The following is an 18,253-nucleotide window of genomic DNA, read 5'->3' as shown; positions in this document are numbered from 1 at the left end:
AAGCACTTTAATTTATCCTTTTTAGCATGGAATTAGAGCGTATGTCAAAGAATTAAAAACTATGCCCCTTTGATATAGCGTGCCTTTTTTGCCTCTTTGATCTTGGCGATGTCGACTAAGATAAAACTGTCGACACAGTTGGAAAAGTCTTTGTCGATGTTAAAATCCAAAAATAAAATACCGCCCTCTTCACACAATTCGGTGTACTGTTTATACAAGGTCGGCACGCTTAAATCCATATGCGAAAGCTGCTCTTTTAAAACGGCGAAATCCTCTTTGTAATCTTTTCCGCCGAAGAAAGAGAGAGCTTCTTCTTTTTCCGCCTTGCTCATAAAAAAGCCGCTTCGTGCTCGCACAAGCTCTTTGGAAGTCGAAAAATAGAGTGAATAAAACGTCACGATCAGATTTTTCGCGATTTTCGTATAGACGTCGCTCAGGCTTACCGGACCGTACATGTAACGCACATGCGGATTTTGGTACAAATACGCACCGATACCTTGCCAGAGATAATCCAATGCCCTCGTTCCCCAATAACGCGGCTGTACGAAGCTTCGTCCCAGCTCAATCGCATTGTGCATGTAAGGCTCGAAAGCGTCGGTAAATTCAAAAAGCGTATGCGAATAAAATCCCTCCACGCCGAAATACCGAGCAATAAAATCCGCCTCGCCGATACGGTATGCCCCTACGACTTCCAGCTCTTCATCGTCCCATAAAACGATATGTTTGTAGTGCTTATCAAAAGCGTCTACGTCGCGCTTATAACCGGTCCCTTCTTCGACTTTGCGAAACGTATACTCCCTAAGCCTTCCGATCTCTTTCATCAAAATCGACCCCTCTTCGCATTCGTACAAAAAGATTTTTTTACCGTCGTTCGTCTCGCCTAGAAGCGTCGATTTTTTCAATTCCGCACGAATGGCTTTACGCTCCTCAGGATGCGCGATCGCCGTTTGGGTACTGAAAAGTCCTTTCTTGCCTTTACTGATTTTATATAGATGCTTTTTGAGCAAATTGAGCACCGTATGGTCGCTAAACCCCGACTTCTCGATCGTCTTATAGGCAATCATCTCGCCGATTTTGAAGTGAATGATTTTGGAGCGTTTTTTGAACATCTCGCGCGCCAGCAAAAAGGTGGAGAGTTTTTTATTGACCATCGAAAGGGTGTAAAAAAGCGGCGAATTTTTGGCGTCGATAAAAACAGGCAAGATCGGCGAATTGGTTTTTTGCGCAAATTTCAAAAACCCTTTTTTCCACTTCGTATCTTTAATCCCCGTCGGTTGCGCACGCGACACTTCGCCGGAAGGAAACACGATGAGGGCTTCGTCGTTTTCCAAGGCATCGTACACCTTTTTTATCGACTCTTTCGCCGTCGTTCCGCTTAAATTGTCGATCGGAATCAATAACGCGTTTAAAGGCTCAATTTGCATCAAAACGTCGTTGGCAAGCACTTTAACGTCTCGGCGAACCTCTTTGACGAGCGAGATCAAAGCCAATGCGTCGAGTGCGCCTAAAGGATGGTTTGCGACGATAATCACGCGTCCTGAAGAGGGAATATTCGCTTTATCTTTATTGGAAACCGTATAACCGAAGTTGAAGTACTCTAAAACCGCTTCCACAAAATCAAAACCCCGATACGCCTCACCGTGAATTAAAAAGTCGTTAATCTCGTCTTGATGCAAGACTTTTTTTAAACAATAAACGATGAGATTACGAATCACGGCGGGATAATAGACGATGCGAGGATATTTAAGGCTTAAGGTTTTTTCGACGTCAACCATGGCTGTCCTTTGAGGGATATTTTAACGTCGATTATAAGAGCGGCTCATTACAAGACGGTAACGATGAGGGCATTTTTATGTTACCATATTGTAATGTTTTACCTTTACAATGGAAGTAAATTATTCTAAGGAAAATCAATGCTTCAAAAATACGAAGAGAGACTTGCTCAAATCAAGCAAATGCTCTTAGATCTCGGCTCCGAAATCACGATGGCAGGCGAAAAAGCGCTTTGCGGTATCGAAAATTTAGATATCTCCCGCTTTGAATCGGCTCGAACGCTTCTTAAAAACGTCGAAGCGCAAGCCAACGCCATCGATAACGAAATCGTCGTCGCTTTAGCACTTTTTGGACCCGAAGCCAAAGATCTACGTAAAATGGTCGCTTTTTTAAAAATCACGAACGAATTGGTTAAGATAGCCGAAAATATTCGCAGCTTCAGCAAACGTATGATCGCTCATCTCCAAAGCGAAATTCCCTTTACGACCCTTCACGAATACTCTATGCACCTTTGCAAAACGGCGATTCATGCGGTAACGCTTTCGATCGGAACATTGAGCGTCAGCGACCGCGAAGCCTTGGAAGAGACCTACCGCCGCGTCAAAGTCGAAGAGAGCAAAAGCGACGATCTTTACTCGATTTTGGAAAAAAATATTTTAAGCGACATCGCCAAATTGATCGACCAATCCGCCGATTTTATTCAGATTTTAAGTACGATGCGCAAATTAGAGCGTATGGCGGATCGCAGCGTGAGCATCGTACAACTGATGATTTTCGCGCGCGTGGGCGGAGAGATGAAAACGTATTAAAAACATCGGGGCGCGCTTGGCGTGGTACGCACGCATCATGCCAAACGCGTAAACATTAAGAGGAACAATGAAACAAAGCATTTTGATTATTGAAGACGAAGAGGATTTACTGGAGCTTTTGGAGTACCATCTGCAAAAAGAAGGCTACGAAACGCTCGGATTTTTAAACACGAAAAACGTCGAAAAGTGTCTGAACGAAGAGCCGATCGACTTATTAATCGTCGATCGCAACCTTCCGGGAATCGAAGGCAGCGAATTTGTCGAGAGCCTACGCAAAAAAGGTTTTACCCAAGCCGTCATTTTCGTAACCGCTAAAAACAGCGATACAAACGTCGAAGAAGGATTTTTACGCGGCGGCGACGACTACGTTACCAAACCTTACAATATGAAAGAACTCCTCCTTCGCATCAAAGCGGTTTTAGCGCGGACTTCTCCGCAAAACAACGCTCTTTTGTCGTACCGCGATTTGGTCTTGGATTTGAACGCCCACACGCTTCACGTCGATGCCAAAGCCGTAGAACTCACCAAACTCGAATTTGATCTTTTGCGCACGCTTATCGAAAACAAAAGTTCGGTCTTGAGTCGCGAATTTTTACTCGAACACGTCTGGAAAAACGACGACTTTTTCCAAGATAAAACGGTCAACGTCGCCATCAACCGCCTCAAACAAAAGATTGACCCCACCAAAGAAAAAGAGTACATCAAATCGATTTGGGGCGTAGGATACAGTTTATGCTAATGCTTCATCAACACATCGTTCGCTCGTTTATCGCCCTGTTTATCGCAACCTTGCTTCTGTGCGGCATCGTGAGTTACGTCGCGATTCAAAACGACAATATGGAGCATTACCAAAGCCGCTTAGAATCGCACATCCAAATTTTGGTGCGCGAACTCCCCGAGATGGACGACCTGAATGCTTTTGCCAAACGTTTTAAAGAGGCGACGCAGATTCGCTTTACGCTCATCGACGCCAAAGGCGCGGTCGTCGCCGACAGCGACCACGACAAAGAGACGATGGACAACCACCTTCACCGCGAAGAAATACTCAAATCCGAAAAGACGCCTTTTGGAACCTCTTCACGTTTTTCGGACACGCTGGGTAGTACCCTTTTGTACGTCGCTCACCGTTTTTCGATGCACGATCAAACCTATTTTTTACGCCTTGCGATCAACATCGATACGATTATGCACAACTTTTACGCCTTATGGACAAAACTGACGCTCATCTTCGGTAGTGCGCTTCTTGCGGGGCTTTACGGCGCGTATCTTTTCAGTAAAAAAATACGACAAGAGATCGATAAAATCGTCGAGAACCTTCAACAAATCGCCGATAAAGAGTACCGCATCACGATTTCGTCGCACTTTAGCTTGGAATTTTTCGAAATTGCCAACTACTTGAAAAAGCTTGCCGCGAAACTGGAAAAACGTGCCAAACAAAAACGCAAGTACACCGCCAAAATCAAGCTCATTTCCCAACAGCGAAGCGACGTCATCTCCGCCATCAGCCACGAATTTAAAAACCCGATCGCCTCTATCGTCGGCTATGCGCAAACGCTGCTTGACGATCCCAACGCGAACATGCAAATTAAAGAGCGCTTTTTAGGCAAAATCGCGCAAAATGCGCAAAAAATCTCCACGATGATCGACCGTTTAACACTAACGACCAAATTTGAAAACGGCGATTTTACCGCGCAAAACAGTACGTTCGACATCGTGAAAGTCCTCGGCGACGTCGCGCAAAGCTTTCGCGAAAAAAACCCTTCGCGCAACATCGTTTGCCTTCTTCCCGAAACCTACAGTATCTATGCGGACCGCACGATGATGGAGATCGTCGTCTCCAATCTCATCGACAACGCACTCAAATATTCCGACGATACGATCAGCCTAAGCATCGAAGAAGACGTCTTACATGTCAAAGATCAAGGCATCGGCATCAAAGAAGAAGAGATCGAAAAAATTACCCACAAATTTTACCGCTCCAACTCGCATTCATGGGACAATTCGATGGGGCTTGGACTCGCCCTCGTGAGTTACATCTTAAAACTGCACAACACCGCTTTGGAGATACAAAGTAGCTTAGGCGTCGGATCTGATTTTTCGTTTAAATTGCCTTCAAACAATTCTGTATTATGATACGCTCGAATTTGTTTATAAAGGTCAATGATGTACAACATGGGAGAACCCCGTATTAAAATCGTCGCGATGCCCAAAGATACCAATCCCGCCGGCAATATCTTCGGCGGATGGATTATGTCGCAAATCGACATTGCCGGCAGTCTTGCCGCACGCGATCTCAACGTCTCTCGCGTCGTCACGGTCGCCGTCAACTCCTTGGAGTTTAAAGAAGCGGTGAAAGTCGGCGATATTTTGAGCTGTTACGCTAAAATCATCAGAGTAGGCACGACGTCCATCACGACGCAAGTCGAAGTCAACTCCGAACGCTCGATCGAGGGCACGCGCCGCTGCTTACATGTTACGAGTGCCGTTATCACCTACGTCAACGTGGATAACGAAGGCAACAAAAAACCCATTCCGCATACCGCCAACGAACTCCTAGCTTTAGGAATCGAACAAAAATAATCCCCGAACGCGACAAGGAGGGACGATGAATTCGCATACATGGTACTCGCAATTTACGAAGTATATTGCTAAACTCACGGGAAAATCCGCGACATTTGCGCTCTCGATCCTTCTCATTGTCGTTTGGCTCGTCAGCGGTCCTTTTTTTCACTACAGCGATACGTGGCAACTCGCCATCAATACCTCGACGACGATCATTACGTTTATTATGGTTTTCGTGATTCAAAACACGCAAAACCGCGACACCGAGGCGATGCAAGTGAAACTTGACGAGCTGATTCGCGTTACCAAAGGCGCGCACAACGCCTTACTGGACTTGGAAGAGCTCGAAGAAGACCAAATCGACGCATTTCGCAAACACTATGAAATGCTCGCACAAAAAGCACGGCAAGCGCTTCAAAAAGGAAACATCGACACCGATACGCTTGACGAATAGGCTTACATGTCAAGACGCCTCGGGCGTTTAACGCGAACGCGCTTCTTCGTGCCGACGCATCCACTCGACCAAAGGCACGCCTTCTATCCAGAGATTTTCAATCACCGCTTTTCCGTTTAAAACGCGCAAAGAAGCTTTCACGCTTACGTTTACGTCGCGCATTCTCAAAATGCGCTCGGCTTTGGGTGCTCTATCTTCTCGCAGGTAGAAACGATCAAACGGGAGTGAAAAATAGACCGTATTTGAGACATCGGTTTTTTGCGCCGCCATCGTAGAGTGCACGTTCACTTCCAAAAAATTTCCGCTTACGGGTTTGGAAAAACGCATCTCTTTGATGCGATCGCCCTCTTGCGTGTGCTCCAATATCGCATAGGCTTTAGAACGATGCTCCTGCGGTGTCGTGTCGCCGGCGGGAGCTTTGTTCGCATTTTCAAAACGAAGCGTCACGTAACGCCCCCGAAACGCATCGTAAGGATCAAGAGGTAAAACGTTAAAAAAGTAGACTTCGCCTTCCTTTAAAATGCGCTCGTAACTCCAAATACTCCATCCGATCACGCCCAGTTGCACCGCGCATATGAAACCAAAAAGAATCCCTAAAAGGCGTTGCATTCGTTTCATGCCACACCCCTAAAACGGCGTTTCAAAAAGGCATTGAGGCTTAAAAAAAGAATGCCCGTGACGATAAACGCCATGCCTTTGGCGACCAGATCAAAGTTAGCATTGAAAAAATGAATCCAGATCACCAAGGCGATCACGATCATTCCTTGATTGACCAGTCCGAGCGTCACCTCTTTGATCCCGCAGTAAATCATCCACCCTGCCCCTAAAATTACCGAAGCATTCACAAAGAGCATCGCACTATAGGGCATCGTGTGTAACAGGTTGTACCCTAACATGATGATAGGCACGGCGCACACAAGTATTTCCGAGGGAAGCTTCTGCTCTTTGCGAATAAACAAAATCAACAGTACGCCAAAAAGCAGCATGAGCAACAATCCCAAAAGGCTGTTGTAGCGCGTAGGCTCTAAGTCAAATCTTAAGAGCCATGTGCCGGCATTGAAAGAGACATGCGCCAACACAAGCACCAAAGCTCCTAGTTTACCCATACGCTCAAAAGGACGTTGCCATGATTTTTCTCCCCAAAAAAAATACATCTTCCCCAAAAGATAATAGATAGCAAAGAAAAAAGCAAAGAGCATACTGAGCATACGAACATTTTGCTCGGGATAGGTTGCCAGAAGCATTTCAACGGAACCTACCGCCAGAACGCACACGGCAAGTGCCCAACCAAGCAGAAGCGTTGCATAGGCATTTCTTTCTTTGCGGTACCGTAGCGCATAAAAACCCAACCAACTCAGAGCAAGCAAGGCAAGCATCCACGGGCTTAAAAAGGAGTGTTCCGAAGAAAACACCTCACGCATTTCATCTCGGCTTCCAAGCCACACAAACGTCCACAAAATCATCTGAAAAAATGCCGCGCCCGAAGAGGGAAGCACCCACGCAATTCCCAAAGAGAGTACAAGCCAGACGCTTAGAAAATCCAGCATCGAGCCGCCCAAATGATACGTCTGCCCGATGATCGCAAGCGAAGCACCCGTCATCAAAAACCAAAAGACGCCGCTTCCCTCACGCAGTGCCGCGTCGCTTGCACGGTAACGCCTTACCCAAAATGCAAACGCTTGCGCGCCTACCAAAAGCAAAACCGCCAAAAGCGTTCGCTCCAAATGCCCAAGCTCATCCCAGTTATACGCAAAAATGGAGATGATCCCCAGTCCCACAAGGACAAATCCCAAAAGGCTAAACGCCGTACCCGAAGAGCGCGAAGAGGCTTTATCACCTGCATAACGCTGTAAAAGTGCTTGCGCACTCCCTTCACTAACAAGCCCCTCTTTGACCCAAGAGGGAAGCTCCCGCTCAAGCCATTGGTAAGTTTCTTTGCTCATAAAAATCCTTACATGTAAAGATCAATCAACGATAAAAAGCTTCGCTCCACAGGGCGTATACGAGCGATGCGCCATCGTCTCATCCGCCACTTCATAACTCATACCCGCCTTCAAAAGATGCACTTCACCGTTTTCAAGCTCCGTGTAAAGCTCACCTTCTAGGCACAACAAAATATGCCCTTTTTGACACCAGTGATCGGCTTTATAGCCAGCGGTGTACTCAACCATACGCACACGAATGCTTCCACACTGCTTCGTTCGCCAAAAGGCACTGCCGCTTTCGCCTTTGTGCTCTACTGCCTCAATCTTCGCCCAATCGGTTGTGGTGAAAAGAATATTTGTCATTTGCATAGAAATACTCCAGTATATATCTTTTTCCCACCCTCGTCTATCGCTCTTTTCAACGCATCATCGTTGATTCTATCGTACATCACCACATCAAAAAAATAGGGTAAATTGGTTTCTTCTTCGAGGGTATACGTGAGTTTTGCAAGCGTATCAAGGTCGATGTTTTTGCCTTTGATGGCAAGATCAACATCAGAGGCTTTTTGGTGTGTACCTCTGGCGCGAGAGCCAAAGAGTATGACCTCTTCGATGGCATCGAATTTTGCAAAAACTTCACGCAGTATTGAAAGTTCTGTTTCACTCAACCCTAGCATGTCTTTTTTGCCAATACATCTTGGAGTTTTTCCATCATCGGGTAGTAGGTATGAACGATGAGCGTTTCAAGTTCATCTAAAATGCTTTCATCATACGTGTGCGCACTAAGGTTGCGTTTTTCAAGGGCTTCAAGCCACAATGCGCCATCGTCGATGAGTCCGTATTGAAAAGCTTGCTTGATGCTCTCACGGGGACTTTTGACCTCATAGCCTTCCGCCATGAGGTAGTCTTTCATCACTTTCCATGCTAGCTCAAAGCCGACTTCAAAAAACTGGATAAGTCCCGCTTTTTCGATCTCATTGAGGCTCTCTTTTTCCACGGTCATTTTAAGCTGTCTGAGAGACTTCTCATAATTGGAAAATCGCTGCCTAAAACGCAAAAGAGTATCGCTCATGGCTTTGCCTTTATTTTTTACTGATTGTACTTTTTTAACGCTTACATGTAAAGCTTTATCGGCCTTTGCAAAACGCCTCAAACCCTTGTTTTCGTAGCACGCATGCGGGGCATTCGCCGCACCCGTAACCCCATGCGTGTTTGTGCGTATGCACGCCGTTGTAGCACGTATGCGACTCATCGATGACCAAGTCTAAAACGCCCTCTTCATGGGAAAGCGCAAAGGTTTCGGCTTTGGTGAGATGCATCAAAGGGTAATGAAACGTGATGGACGCTTCACTGCCAAGATTAAGAGCAAGCTCAAGAGCCTTTACAAACGGCTCCCTGCAATCGGGATAGCCCGAATAATCGGTCTGATTGACGCCGATGACCAAATGCTCGATGCCTTGTTTTTGGGCAAATGCATGCGCTAGCGTAAAGAAAATGGCGTTGCGGTTGGGCACGAACGAGGCGGGAAGGTTGGTGTGCGTTTTGTGATGCGCGCTAATGTCTTGCGTCGCATCGATCAACGCCGAGTCGTTGAGCTGTGAAAAAGCATCTAAACTCAGTACCGTATTTTTAACATGTAAGATTTCGGCGATCTTTTGCGCCTGCGCGATTTCGACACGGTGCTTTTGCCCGTAATCAAACGTAATCGTCTCGACGTAATCAAAACGATTTTTCGCCCATCCAAGGCAGGTCGTGCTGTCTTGTCCTCCGCTAAAAACGACCAAAGCTTTTTTCATTACTCGACTCCTAAAAATTTGTGCAACTGCGCACTAAACGTAAATTGAGGGTGTTGCATCACAAACTCGAGGCAAAAACGAACGTTTGACATGTCAGGCGCGTGCGGCTTGTTTTGCGGTTGAATGAACATCGCTTTATCGCTTTGAAACGCCGCAATTTTTTCCACCGAAGCGTCCTTGTCGACCACAAACTTGATCTCGTCGTAACCGCTTAGAGCGATCGCGTCCCAATCTTTCGGGCTGTACGTGATCCAATCGGCATCGGCGATATGCGCGAAATTATACCCGTTCGTCTCGACGCCGACGCGGTACATGTGAGAATGCAACACGGCGATAAAATCGCGAAGATCGTATAAACTCGGCTCGCCTCCGGTAATAATGACGTTTTTGGAAGGATACGCGGCGATGCGCTCCAAAACCGCCTCAAACGTCAAACGCTCGTACGCACCTTTATGAAGCTCCTCGTCGCAAAAAGAACACGCCAAATTGCACCCGTGCAAGCGAATAAAAACGCAAGGCACGCCGACTTGCGCACCCTCGCCCTGAATAGAATAAAATATTTCAACGACGTTTAACATACCGCTCTTTCTCTCATTTTGATACTTTTATCATAGTCTATTTTCACTAAAAAGCACGTCAAAAATTTTCTTTATATCTCTTTTTGGGTATCATTTCTTACTTTAAAATAAGGTGACATGTTCATGCTATGGCAAATCAGTAAAGAGTTCGATTTTTGTTACGGACACCGTGTTTGGTCGCAGCAGCTCGATTCGGAGTTTGCGCTTACGGGGTGTTTGGCGTGCCGTCATTTGCACGGACACCAAGGGAAAATCGTCGTTTACCTTCAAAGTACGAAGCTTCAAGACGGTATGGTGACCGACTTTCATCATCTCAATTGGTTTAAACGCTTTTTAGACGACACGCTCGATCATAAATTTATCATCGATATTCACGATCCGCTGTTTGAGACTTTGTTGCCTCATTTTGCCGATAAGCAGCACCTCATCGAGCATGAAGCGGGCTATAAAATTCCCGATCTTACCCGCGTCAAAGACGAGCCCTCTTTTATCGTAGAGCTTTATGACGGTTATATTATCGTTGATTTCGTGCCGACGAGCGAAAATATCTCGACGTGGCTTTTGGGGATCGTTTCGCAAAAAATGAGCCGTTTAGGGGTGGAAGTTTCCCATATCGAATTTTTGGAAACTCCCAAAAGTAGAAGTATCGTTTACAATCAGGCTTAAGCTTTCGCGTAAGCCTTTTCGAGTCGTTTGTAAAGGGCTTCCGTGCCCGGAACGTCTTGGGCGTCTAAAAAAGAGAGCATCACTTCGTTATCTTCTTTGCCGTTCCACACTTTTTTATAGCTTCCCTCTTTGTAACCGTGGTCTTGTCTAAATTGGTTTAAGACGTTTTTGGCAACGTAAAATTTGTACAGAACTTTGAGATTGATACCGCATTTACGTGCCAACGCAAAATACTTACGAAGCAGTCCGTCGAACAAATCAACGTCAAATCCCGTCATCTCGTGGACGATACTCTCGATGTCGTTGATCAGCTCCATCGGATCGGTCGAAGCGGTCAACAACGGCTCTTTCGTAAACGCTTCAAAACCTTGAACGTCGAGTACGTCATGGATCAGCTGATCCAAATCGCCTTTGAGATTGGTTTTATACTCTTCCAGCAATAAACTCATCACAAAATGCCAAATATCGACGATCTCAACCGTCACGTTATCCCAATCGGTCTCTTTGTTGATGTTCTTCCAATGTTTCCAACTAAAACTATCGATGAGCTCCGCGCACTCCATGTAAATACATCGTTTCCAGTTAATCAGGCGGTTGTGTTTGGTATATCCGTTTTCCCAGCCGATGCCGTTGGTCTCATCGTTCAGTTTTTGCTGGAGGGAGAACATTTGAAATAAATACTCTTTGCTTGTCATCTCTTTTCCTTCTCTTAAAAACGTTAGATTATACTTTGTTGCTCCATAAAAGTCAAAATAGATTCACTTCCGACACGGTATCCTAGCTCAAAACAACGCATCATTTCGCTAAAAGTAAACAATCCAAAGTTTGAAAGCGAAGGGTCGCTCACGTAAAGATCGCTTTTAGCGATTTGCGCTTGAACCGGTGCCGTAAACGCCAAAAAGAGTGCTCTTTTTAAAATCGAATGCAGATCGTGTTTGGCTTTCGCGTCGATCGGATGAAGGTTGACGCTCACGATCGGATACTCCAACTCCAAAAGAGGCGAGATCGGAAGGTTGTCCATAAAGCCTCCGTCGATTAACATGTAGTTCTCGTACGCGATCGGACGGAAGATCGGAAAAAGTGCGGAGCTCGCAACGGCAAGCTTGGTCGCTTCGCCTTGGGAAAAACAGACTTTGTTACCGCTAAGCAGGTCGACGCAGGTAATAAACATCGGAATCGGCATATCTTCCAGCCGCTCAATCGGTGCGATTTCACGTAAAATCGCCGCTTTTTCGTCAATTCGTAAAAGACCTCTGCGAAAATAATTGAAACCGAAAACCGCCCGAAAGGCATCGCTTTTAAACAAGCGTATCAGATCAAACGCGCTCATCCCCGAAGCGATTCCGACTCCGACGACCGCGCCGATACTCGTGCCTGAAATCGCGGCGATATGAACGTCGTGACGCTGCAACGCCGCAATCACGCCTAGATGAAACGCGCCCCGTGCCGCACCGCCGGAGAGTGCTAAAGATACGCTTAGTGCCCCAGCCATCGAATAATCCTAAATTCGCCCTCAAGCGTCTCGACGATCGCCGTACACGACTCAACCCAATCGCCGCAATTGAGGTACTCGATACCGTCGATAGTGCGAATTTCGGCTTTGTGAATGTGCCCGCAAATAACCCCATCGTAACGGTGGCGTTTAGCATGCTCGCTTAAGATCGACTCAAAATCGGTAATGAACGAAACGGAACTTTTGACATGGTCTTTGACGTATTTGGAGAGTGACCAATGACGGTGGTAGCGCATTTTTTTACGGAACCAATTGAGGATTTGGTTGATGTTGAGCAGTAAATCATACCCCATATCTCCCAAAATCGCCAACCACCGTTTGGTCATCGTCACGCTGTCGAAAAAATCGCCGTGCGTGATGAAATAACGCTTTTGATTGAGCCCGATATACTCCGCTTCGTCGCAAATACGAATCGAATCGCCCAAGCCCAAAGGCAAAAACGAGCGCAAAAAGTCGTCGTGATTGCCCGTGATGTAGTAGACGTTCGTGCCTTTTCGGGCTTTTCTCAAAATTTTTTGAATCACGTCTGAATGCGATTGCGCCCATTTGAGTTTTCGCCTCATCGCCCAACCGTCGATAATGTCTCCGACTAAATAGAGATTTTCACACTGCGTGCGTCTGAAAAACTCCAACAATTCGCCTGCTTGCGAAAAACGCGTGCCCAAGTGAACATCGGAAATAAAGATAGAACGAAACGAGACAACCTCGTCTTCATGGGCAAACGAATATTTGGTCATTTGTGTTTATCGGTATCTCCGAAAATTTCATCGGCAAAGTGCGAGAACTTCCCGCGTACCGATTTGTCCAGCTCGATGGCAAACAAAGAGATGTGCGTCTGCTCTTTTTTGGTTTGCTTCAAAAGCGACGTTAAGCCGTTATTGTACCGATTGAGGTACATATTGTCGATTTGACGGTTGGAGCCGATGACGATGGCTTTACAGTTGTTATCCAAACGCGACAAGATAAGTTGCGTCGTGTTGTTGGAGCTGTTTTGCCACTCGTCTAAAATAACGATGGCATTGGAGAGCGTTCGACCACGTGCTTCCCCCGGCCAAAGCTTTTCGATGTTGTATTTGGTGATGAGCTCTTGCACTTTTTTCTCGATCGCCATTTGCGGCTCTTGCGTACTGTCGCGTCGCTTCATCTTCTTCTTGGCGATAAACTCTAAGGTGTCGTACAATGCCATGTTGTAGATGCGAAACTTCTCGTCGTTGCCGGAAAGATAGCCGACGTCCGCACCCTTATCGACGCTTTCGATGGAGTTGCGAACGTAGACGATCTTCTCGTAACTGCCTTTGCTCACCAGTCGCATCGCCGCGACAAACGCCATCAAGGTTTTACCGCTTCCCGCGCGTGCGTCGATGACGTGAATGTCGTACATGTTAGAAAGCAACGCTTTCATAAAAAACTTTTGTTTGAGGTTGATCGGTTTGACTTCCAAACCCCTAAAATCGAGCTCTTCGTTTAACATGTGAATAATGCCGCCCGGAGAAATGATCGCATGGGCACTGTTTCCGTCCGAACTGATAAATTCGTAACTGTAATTGCCGCTTTTATGCTCGGGATCGTATTCGCCGATCAGCTTTTTATCGAGCGTGTTAAAGAGTGCCGAGTCCACGTTGAGCTGTTTGACGAACTCAAATTCGGGAACGTCGCTTCGATCTTCGCGTAAGGATTCGACCGTCACGTTGTGAAACAGTCCGAACATACGCGCGTAAACGTCTAAGGAGAGAAAAATGACTTTGTATTTTGTGTAATACTCTTTTGCCGCCGCGGCCGCTTCAACGATGCGCTTGTCGTTGGATTCGTTGAGAAACGTCGCGTTCATATCGGATTCGTAACTGTTTTTAGAGAAGAGATGAATAGCAATCGTATCTTCAAAACGCATCTTTACGACGCGAACGTCTTCGTTGCTATCGACTTCAACGACTTTACACGACGCGAGCATTCTCGCAAAACTTCGAGCTTGATAGCCCAGTTCGGTAAAGTTCTTTTTGAAGTCTTCCAGTTCGATCAGTACGGTTTCGGGGATAACGATGATGTTATTGCCGTTGTCGCACAACTCTTTAATGAAATTGGTATTGTGCAAGATAATGTTCGTATCGAGCACGTAAACTTTCTTGACTGACATCCGCTTCCTTTCGACACAATTGTATGCAAACATTATATCAACTTGGTAACAAAAGGGGTGCATTTTTAGTGAACAATTCTTGACATGTAAAAGGTAAAAATTTGCACCATCACCTCTTTTGGCACGGGCTCTTTTTGAGTATAATGACGTATGGAAACACTGGAAGCATTTTACCAACGCATCGCCAAACCACTGCCGCAAAACCTGGAAAACGGTATCGGGCACTTTAATGTCTTCACCAGACAAGAGTGCGCGCAGATTCCCTACAGCCGCAAGGACTATTTTAAGATCACTTTTTTAAAAGGCAAGCACAAAGTCCATTATGCCGACAAGACCCTACAAAGTGATCGTTTTGCGCTGATGTTCTCTGATCCACTGGTGCCTTACAGTTGGGAGTCGCTCGATGGGAAAAAGTGCGGCTATTTTTGTATCTTTACCGAAGCGTTTTTTCACCATTACGGCGCACTAAGAAGTTACCCACTCTACCGCCCTGAGCATCCTAAACTCTTTTTACTAAACGATGAGAGCGCACACGAAGTGGAGACGATCTTTGAGAAGATGCTTTTGGAGATGAACTCAGACTACGCGTACAAAGACGATCTTTTGCGCGCCAAAACGCTAGAACTCATCCACATAGCACTAAAAATGCAACCTGCGTCTATCACATCAGAAGTGCAAAGCGATAAAAAGCGCAAAATCGATGCACTCTTTAACGAACTCTTAGAGCGCCAGTTTCCCATCACCTCGCCTTACGAGAGGCTGGAGCTTAAAAATCCGAGCGATTTTGCAAGGCTTCTCAACATTCATCCCAATCACCTCAACCGAACGCTCAAAGAGCTCAGTGAGAAGACGACCACGGAGCGCATTGCCGAGCGCGTTTTGGAAGAGGCGAAGATCTTGCTCAAGCACTCTTCGTGGAGTGTAGGCGACATCGCGTATGCGTTAGGGTATGAAGAGTCCGCACACTTCATCCACTTTTTCAAAAAGAAGCTCAATCAAACACCGCAAAATTATAGACAAACTCAAAATGTTTGATTTGCGCAATCCTTTGTTTGAACCTAGCACCGAAGAAAGTGACTCTACTTGGTATGATTTCATCAGCATTCAACCAAGGAGAAAAAGATGATTTCACCCAAACAAATCTACGTGATGTCAGCGGTGGCCGGCATTAACGTCGCAACCATTTACTACAACCAACCCATCTTAAACACGATCGCTCAAGATTTACATGTAAGCGCACTGGCGGTGGGAAACTTGCCCACCTTTTCACAAATCGGCTACGGTTTAGGACTCTTTTTTGTAAGCCCTCTGGGCGATAAGATGGACCGTAAAAAACTGCTGTTGATCTCGCACCTACTTTTAGCGCTCTCTCTTGTTGGGCTTAGCATTGTGGAGAACCTCTACGCGCTGTATGCACTGAGCCTTCTTACGGGTCTTTTTGCGGTTTCCGCGCAGATCGTCATTCCAATGGCGGCGGCGATGAGCGGCAAAGACAAAGGCAGAGTTGTTGGTTCCATCTTTAGCGGACTGCTCACAGGCATCTTGCTTGCTCGAACACTGAGTGGTTATGTGACCGAGTGGTTTGGAAACTGGCATGGCATCTTTGCGCTCTCATCCGTGTTGGTTTTTGCCTGCATGATCGGCATCGCCAAAACCTTACCGAACATCGAACCGCACTTTTCGCAAAGTTACGGCTCACTTTTGGCGTCATGCGTGTATCAGCTCAAACGCTTTGCTCTTTTACGTGCCAATGCGCTTCTTATCACCGTGTTATTTGGTGTCTTTTGCTCTTTTTGGACGACGCTCACGTTTAAACTCTCGCTTGCACCGTTTAACTTTAACAGTGACGTCATCGGGCTTTTTGGAATTCTTGCCGTTGCGGGAGCACTGCTAGCACCTTACATCGGAAAAATCGCCGATAAGATCAATCCAACCTTTACCAAAATTCTCTCCATAGCGATGATCGTTGTTAGCATTATCTTGATGAAAGTGTTTGAGGATTCGCTTGCGGCGTTCATTATCGCTACGCTTTTGCTGGACATCGGCTTTCAAGCGGTGCAAATCAACAACCTCGCACAGATCTACACGCTGGATGAAAAAGCCCACAGCCGCATCAACACGGCGTACATGAGCTCGATGTTTTTAGGTGGAGCACTGGGAACGGCTATTGGGGTTTACTGTTGGGAGCACGGCGGTTGGGCATTGGTCAGCTTGCAACTGCTTAGCTTAAGTGTGATTGCCCTTGCTATCATTCTCTACAGTGCCCTTGATTCAAAACGCACCAAAACGCTCTAAATACTTTTACATGTAAACACTCTCTCCCGCCAAAGATTCGTAACCTAAGCGAATCTTTGGTAGTATTTCTTGAGAAACTCTTGACACGCCTTTAAAGCAAAGCTCTAAAGGCTACGTTAACACTGCGTTTTCTTCGGCAGAAAGCCCACGCACCTTTGGTGCTTTTCTTCTTACAAAATAAGTTTTGCAAGAAGGCTATGAGACTTTTGAGAGACTAGGAAAATTACTATGCCTTACACACACGAAAAAAGATGGAAAGCCCTTGGGGTTCTCTGCCTTGCTATGTCGATCATCACGCTGGATAACACCGTTCTTGATGTTGCGCTCCCTTCCATTTCAAACGACCTTTTAGCAAGCATGCGCGAACTTCAATGGATCGTGAACATGTACATTCTCGTTTTTGCGTCCATCTTAATTACCATGGGTGCCCTAGGCGATCAGTGGGGTCGCAAACGCTTTTTAAAAATCGGCATCGCCCTTTTTAGTCTTGCCTCTTTGGGAGCGGGGCTTTCAAGTTCCACTACCGAGCTTATTTTCTTTCGAGCCCTGAGCGGTTTGGGAGCGGCGTTCATTATGCCTTCCACGCTTTCCATTATCACATACATGTTTACCGATACCACCGAGCGCATGAAAGCCATCGGACTTTGGTCGATGATCTTTGGACTTTCCCAAGGCTTAGGACCTCTGGTCGGCGGCTTTATCATCGAGTACACCTCTTGGCATTGGGTCTTTTTCATCAACCTTCCCATCGGTTTGGTTGCTTGGATTGCCGCGACACACATACTTCCAGAATCCTCCGACCCCAGCGCAAAAGCTGACATCGTCGGTATGGTTTTGTGCATTCTCTTTTTATTTGCCCTCACCTACGGCATCATCGAAGCGGGCGAGCGTGGCTGGAGCGATAAAGGCGTGCTGATCAGCCTGATGCTTGGAGCATTTTTTTGTGCTCTTTTTACCATCTGGGAGAGACGTTGCACGCATGCGATGATCCCGTTTGAACTCTTTGAAAAACGCACCTTTACGATTCCCTCCTTCGCCATTGCGCTCATCGTTTTCGGCATGGTCGGCTCCATGTTTTTCTTCTCCCAACTGTTTCAAACCGTGCAAGGCTACACTGCTTTGGAAGCTGGACTCTTGCTCATGCCTTTGACGCTAGGCATGGCGATTGGCGCCAAAGCGGCGTCGCGTATCGTGGGTATTTTAGACAAGCCGCTTACCATTGGCGGCGGTATGATACTCTCAGGAATCGGCATGGCACTTTTTGTTGTAACCATCGATGTCGATATGCCGCTTTGGGCGATTTTAATCGGCTTTTTCATTGACGGTTTGGGCATGGGACTCTCCATGCCACCCGCCACCGATTCTATCATGGGCGCAATTCCACCTAAAAAAGCAGGCGTGGGCAGTGCGTTAAATGACACAACAATCGAACTCTCCGCGGCGATGAGCATCGCGGTTTTGGGCAGTTACGTCAACCGCATTTATCTTTTACATGTCAAAGAGATTGATGTCGATGCTTCACTTTTAAAAGCCCTTCAAACGTCTATCCAAACGGCACATCAAGCCATTAGCGCACTTCCCGATCTCGCCCTTCGCGAAAGCCTCTTTTCCCGTGTCGATCACGCTTTTATCGATGGTATCTTTCACACGATGATAGTCGGATGTCTTTTTTCCATTATCAGCGGGCTTTTAGCAATCTATCTTTTGCCTAAAAAGTCTTCTTCAAGAAGGGGAAAAATCGTTTAAAGCGT

The 18,253-nt window shown here is 46.4% G+C and carries 21 protein-coding genes; 9 read left to right on the top strand and 12 right to left on the bottom strand.

The window, feature by feature from the left end:
• Positions 1-59: 59 nt before the first annotated feature.
• Positions 60-1,775 (bottom strand): lysophospholipid acyltransferase family protein, encoded by a 1,716-nt coding sequence (locus tag UCH003_RS02715; protein ID WP_060825327.1) that lies wholly within the window; start codon positions 1,773-1,775, stop codon positions 60-62.
• A gap of 138 nt (positions 1,776-1,913) precedes the next feature.
• Between UCH003_RS02715 and UCH003_RS02710 the strand changes: the two genes are divergently transcribed.
• The 5 genes from UCH003_RS02710 to UCH003_RS02690 all read left to right on the top strand — a co-directional run bounded on the left by UCH003_RS02710 (position 1,914) and on the right by UCH003_RS02690 (position 5,598).
• Positions 1,914-2,582 (top strand): phosphate signaling complex PhoU family protein, encoded by a 669-nt coding sequence (locus UCH003_RS02710; protein WP_039673358.1) that lies wholly within the window; start codon positions 1,914-1,916, stop codon positions 2,580-2,582.
• A 67-nt stretch (positions 2,583-2,649) separates the two neighbouring features.
• Positions 2,650-3,321 carry a response regulator transcription factor gene (locus tag UCH003_RS02705; RefSeq protein WP_039673360.1) on the top strand — a complete coding sequence of 224 codons (672 nt, stop codon included), beginning with the start codon at positions 2,650-2,652 and terminating at the stop codon, positions 3,319-3,321.
• Entirely contained in the window at positions 3,315-4,715 is a 1,401-nt protein-coding gene (locus UCH003_RS02700) for a sensor histidine kinase (RefSeq protein WP_060825326.1), read from the top strand. The genes UCH003_RS02705 and UCH003_RS02700 overlap by 7 nt, the downstream gene beginning before the upstream one ends.
• 30 nt (positions 4,716-4,745) lie before the next feature.
• Positions 4,746-5,162: an acyl-CoA thioesterase gene (locus UCH003_RS02695; protein ID WP_039673364.1), complete on the top strand. Its 417-nt coding sequence runs from the start codon at positions 4,746-4,748 to the stop codon at positions 5,160-5,162.
• A 25-nt stretch (positions 5,163-5,187) separates the two neighbouring features.
• The gene (locus UCH003_RS02690; RefSeq protein WP_039673366.1) at positions 5,188-5,598 is read left to right on the top strand and encodes a low affinity iron permease family protein; all 411 of its coding nucleotides are present in this window, start codon (positions 5,188-5,190) and stop codon (positions 5,596-5,598) included.
• Positions 5,599-5,625: 27 nt separating this feature from the next.
• Here UCH003_RS02690 and UCH003_RS02685 read toward each other — a convergent pair whose 3' ends face one another.
• The 7 genes from UCH003_RS02685 to UCH003_RS02655 are packed head-to-tail and all read right to left on the bottom strand — an operon-like array spanning position 5,626 to position 9,897.
• Positions 5,626-6,216: a GDYXXLXY domain-containing protein gene (locus UCH003_RS02685; protein ID WP_060825325.1), complete on the bottom strand. Its 591-nt coding sequence runs from the start codon at positions 6,214-6,216 to the stop codon at positions 5,626-5,628.
• Positions 6,213-7,541: a DUF2157 domain-containing protein gene (locus UCH003_RS02680; protein ID WP_060825324.1), complete on the bottom strand. Its 1,329-nt coding sequence runs from the start codon at positions 7,539-7,541 to the stop codon at positions 6,213-6,215. Before UCH003_RS02680 ends, UCH003_RS02685 begins: the two co-directional genes overlap by 4 nt.
• Before the next feature lie 21 nt (positions 7,542-7,562).
• On the bottom strand, positions 7,563-7,892 hold the full coding sequence (locus tag UCH003_RS02675; protein WP_060825323.1) for a DHCW motif cupin fold protein: 330 nt from the start codon (positions 7,890-7,892) through the stop codon (positions 7,563-7,565).
• On the bottom strand, positions 7,883-8,191 hold the full coding sequence (locus UCH003_RS02670; protein ID WP_197653534.1) for a nucleotidyltransferase family protein: 309 nt from the start codon (positions 8,189-8,191) through the stop codon (positions 7,883-7,885). The genes UCH003_RS02675 and UCH003_RS02670 overlap by 10 nt, the downstream gene beginning before the upstream one ends.
• Before the next feature lie 2 nt (positions 8,192-8,193).
• Positions 8,194-8,595 carry a nucleotidyltransferase substrate binding protein gene (locus UCH003_RS02665; protein WP_060826912.1) on the bottom strand — a complete coding sequence of 134 codons (402 nt, stop codon included), beginning with the start codon at positions 8,593-8,595 and terminating at the stop codon, positions 8,194-8,196.
• Between the two features lie 55 nt (positions 8,596-8,650).
• Positions 8,651-9,319, bottom strand: a complete 669-nt coding sequence (queC, locus tag UCH003_RS02660; protein WP_060825321.1) for a 7-cyano-7-deazaguanine synthase QueC — start codon at positions 9,317-9,319, stop codon at positions 8,651-8,653.
• Positions 9,319-9,897 (bottom strand): 7-carboxy-7-deazaguanine synthase QueE, encoded by a 579-nt coding sequence (locus tag UCH003_RS02655; RefSeq protein ID WP_039673372.1) that lies wholly within the window; start codon positions 9,895-9,897, stop codon positions 9,319-9,321. Before UCH003_RS02655 ends, queC begins: the two co-directional genes overlap by 1 nt.
• Before the next feature lie 123 nt (positions 9,898-10,020).
• On the opposite strand from UCH003_RS02655, the gene UCH003_RS02650 reads away from it, so the two are divergent.
• On the top strand, positions 10,021-10,563 hold the full coding sequence (locus tag UCH003_RS02650; RefSeq protein ID WP_039673373.1) for a 6-carboxytetrahydropterin synthase: 543 nt from the start codon (positions 10,021-10,023) through the stop codon (positions 10,561-10,563).
• Here UCH003_RS02650 and dut read toward each other — a convergent pair.
• The 4 genes from dut to UCH003_RS02630 are packed head-to-tail and all read right to left on the bottom strand — an operon-like array spanning position 10,560 to position 14,207.
• Complete coding sequence (gene dut / locus UCH003_RS02645; RefSeq protein ID WP_060825320.1) at positions 10,560-11,258, bottom strand: dUTPase; 699 nt, start codon at positions 11,256-11,258, stop codon at positions 10,560-10,562. The two genes, UCH003_RS02650 and dut, sit on opposite strands and share 4 nt — an antisense overlap.
• Positions 11,259-11,281: 23 nt before the next feature.
• Entirely contained in the window at positions 11,282-12,055 is a 774-nt protein-coding gene (locus UCH003_RS02640) for a patatin-like phospholipase family protein (RefSeq protein WP_060825319.1), read from the bottom strand.
• Positions 12,040-12,813 (bottom strand): UDP-2,3-diacylglucosamine diphosphatase, encoded by a 774-nt coding sequence (locus UCH003_RS02635; RefSeq protein ID WP_060825318.1) that lies wholly within the window; start codon positions 12,811-12,813, stop codon positions 12,040-12,042. Before UCH003_RS02635 ends, UCH003_RS02640 begins: the two co-directional genes overlap by 16 nt.
• The gene (locus tag UCH003_RS02630) at positions 12,810-14,207 is read right to left on the bottom strand and encodes a PhoH family protein (protein WP_060825317.1); all 1,398 of its coding nucleotides are present in this window, start codon (positions 14,205-14,207) and stop codon (positions 12,810-12,812) included. The genes UCH003_RS02635 and UCH003_RS02630 overlap by 4 nt, the downstream gene beginning before the upstream one ends.
• A 150-nt stretch (positions 14,208-14,357) precedes the next feature.
• Here UCH003_RS02630 and UCH003_RS02625 point away from each other — a divergent pair, with 150 nt between their 5' ends.
• From UCH003_RS02625 to UCH003_RS02615, 3 genes are all read left to right on the top strand, one after another.
• Positions 14,358-15,242, top strand: coding sequence for a helix-turn-helix domain-containing protein (locus tag UCH003_RS02625; protein ID WP_060825316.1), 885 nt, complete (start codon positions 14,358-14,360; stop codon positions 15,240-15,242).
• A gap of 87 nt (positions 15,243-15,329) precedes the next feature.
• Positions 15,330-16,502 (top strand): MFS transporter, encoded by a 1,173-nt coding sequence (locus tag UCH003_RS02620; RefSeq protein ID WP_060825315.1) that lies wholly within the window; start codon positions 15,330-15,332, stop codon positions 16,500-16,502.
• A 228-nt stretch (positions 16,503-16,730) separates the two neighbouring features.
• Complete coding sequence (locus UCH003_RS02615; protein ID WP_082709132.1) at positions 16,731-18,248, top strand: MFS transporter; 1,518 nt, start codon at positions 16,731-16,733, stop codon at positions 18,246-18,248.
• Positions 18,249-18,253: the final 5 nt, after the last annotated feature.

Origin of the sequence: Sulfurospirillum cavolei (assembly GCF_001548055.1) — a bacterium.
In the GTDB taxonomy this organism is placed as follows: domain Bacteria; phylum Campylobacterota; class Campylobacteria; order Campylobacterales; family Sulfurospirillaceae; genus Sulfurospirillum.
Note: the sequence above shows the minus strand (reverse complement) of the source record. Positions and strands in the feature narration are given on the sequence as shown.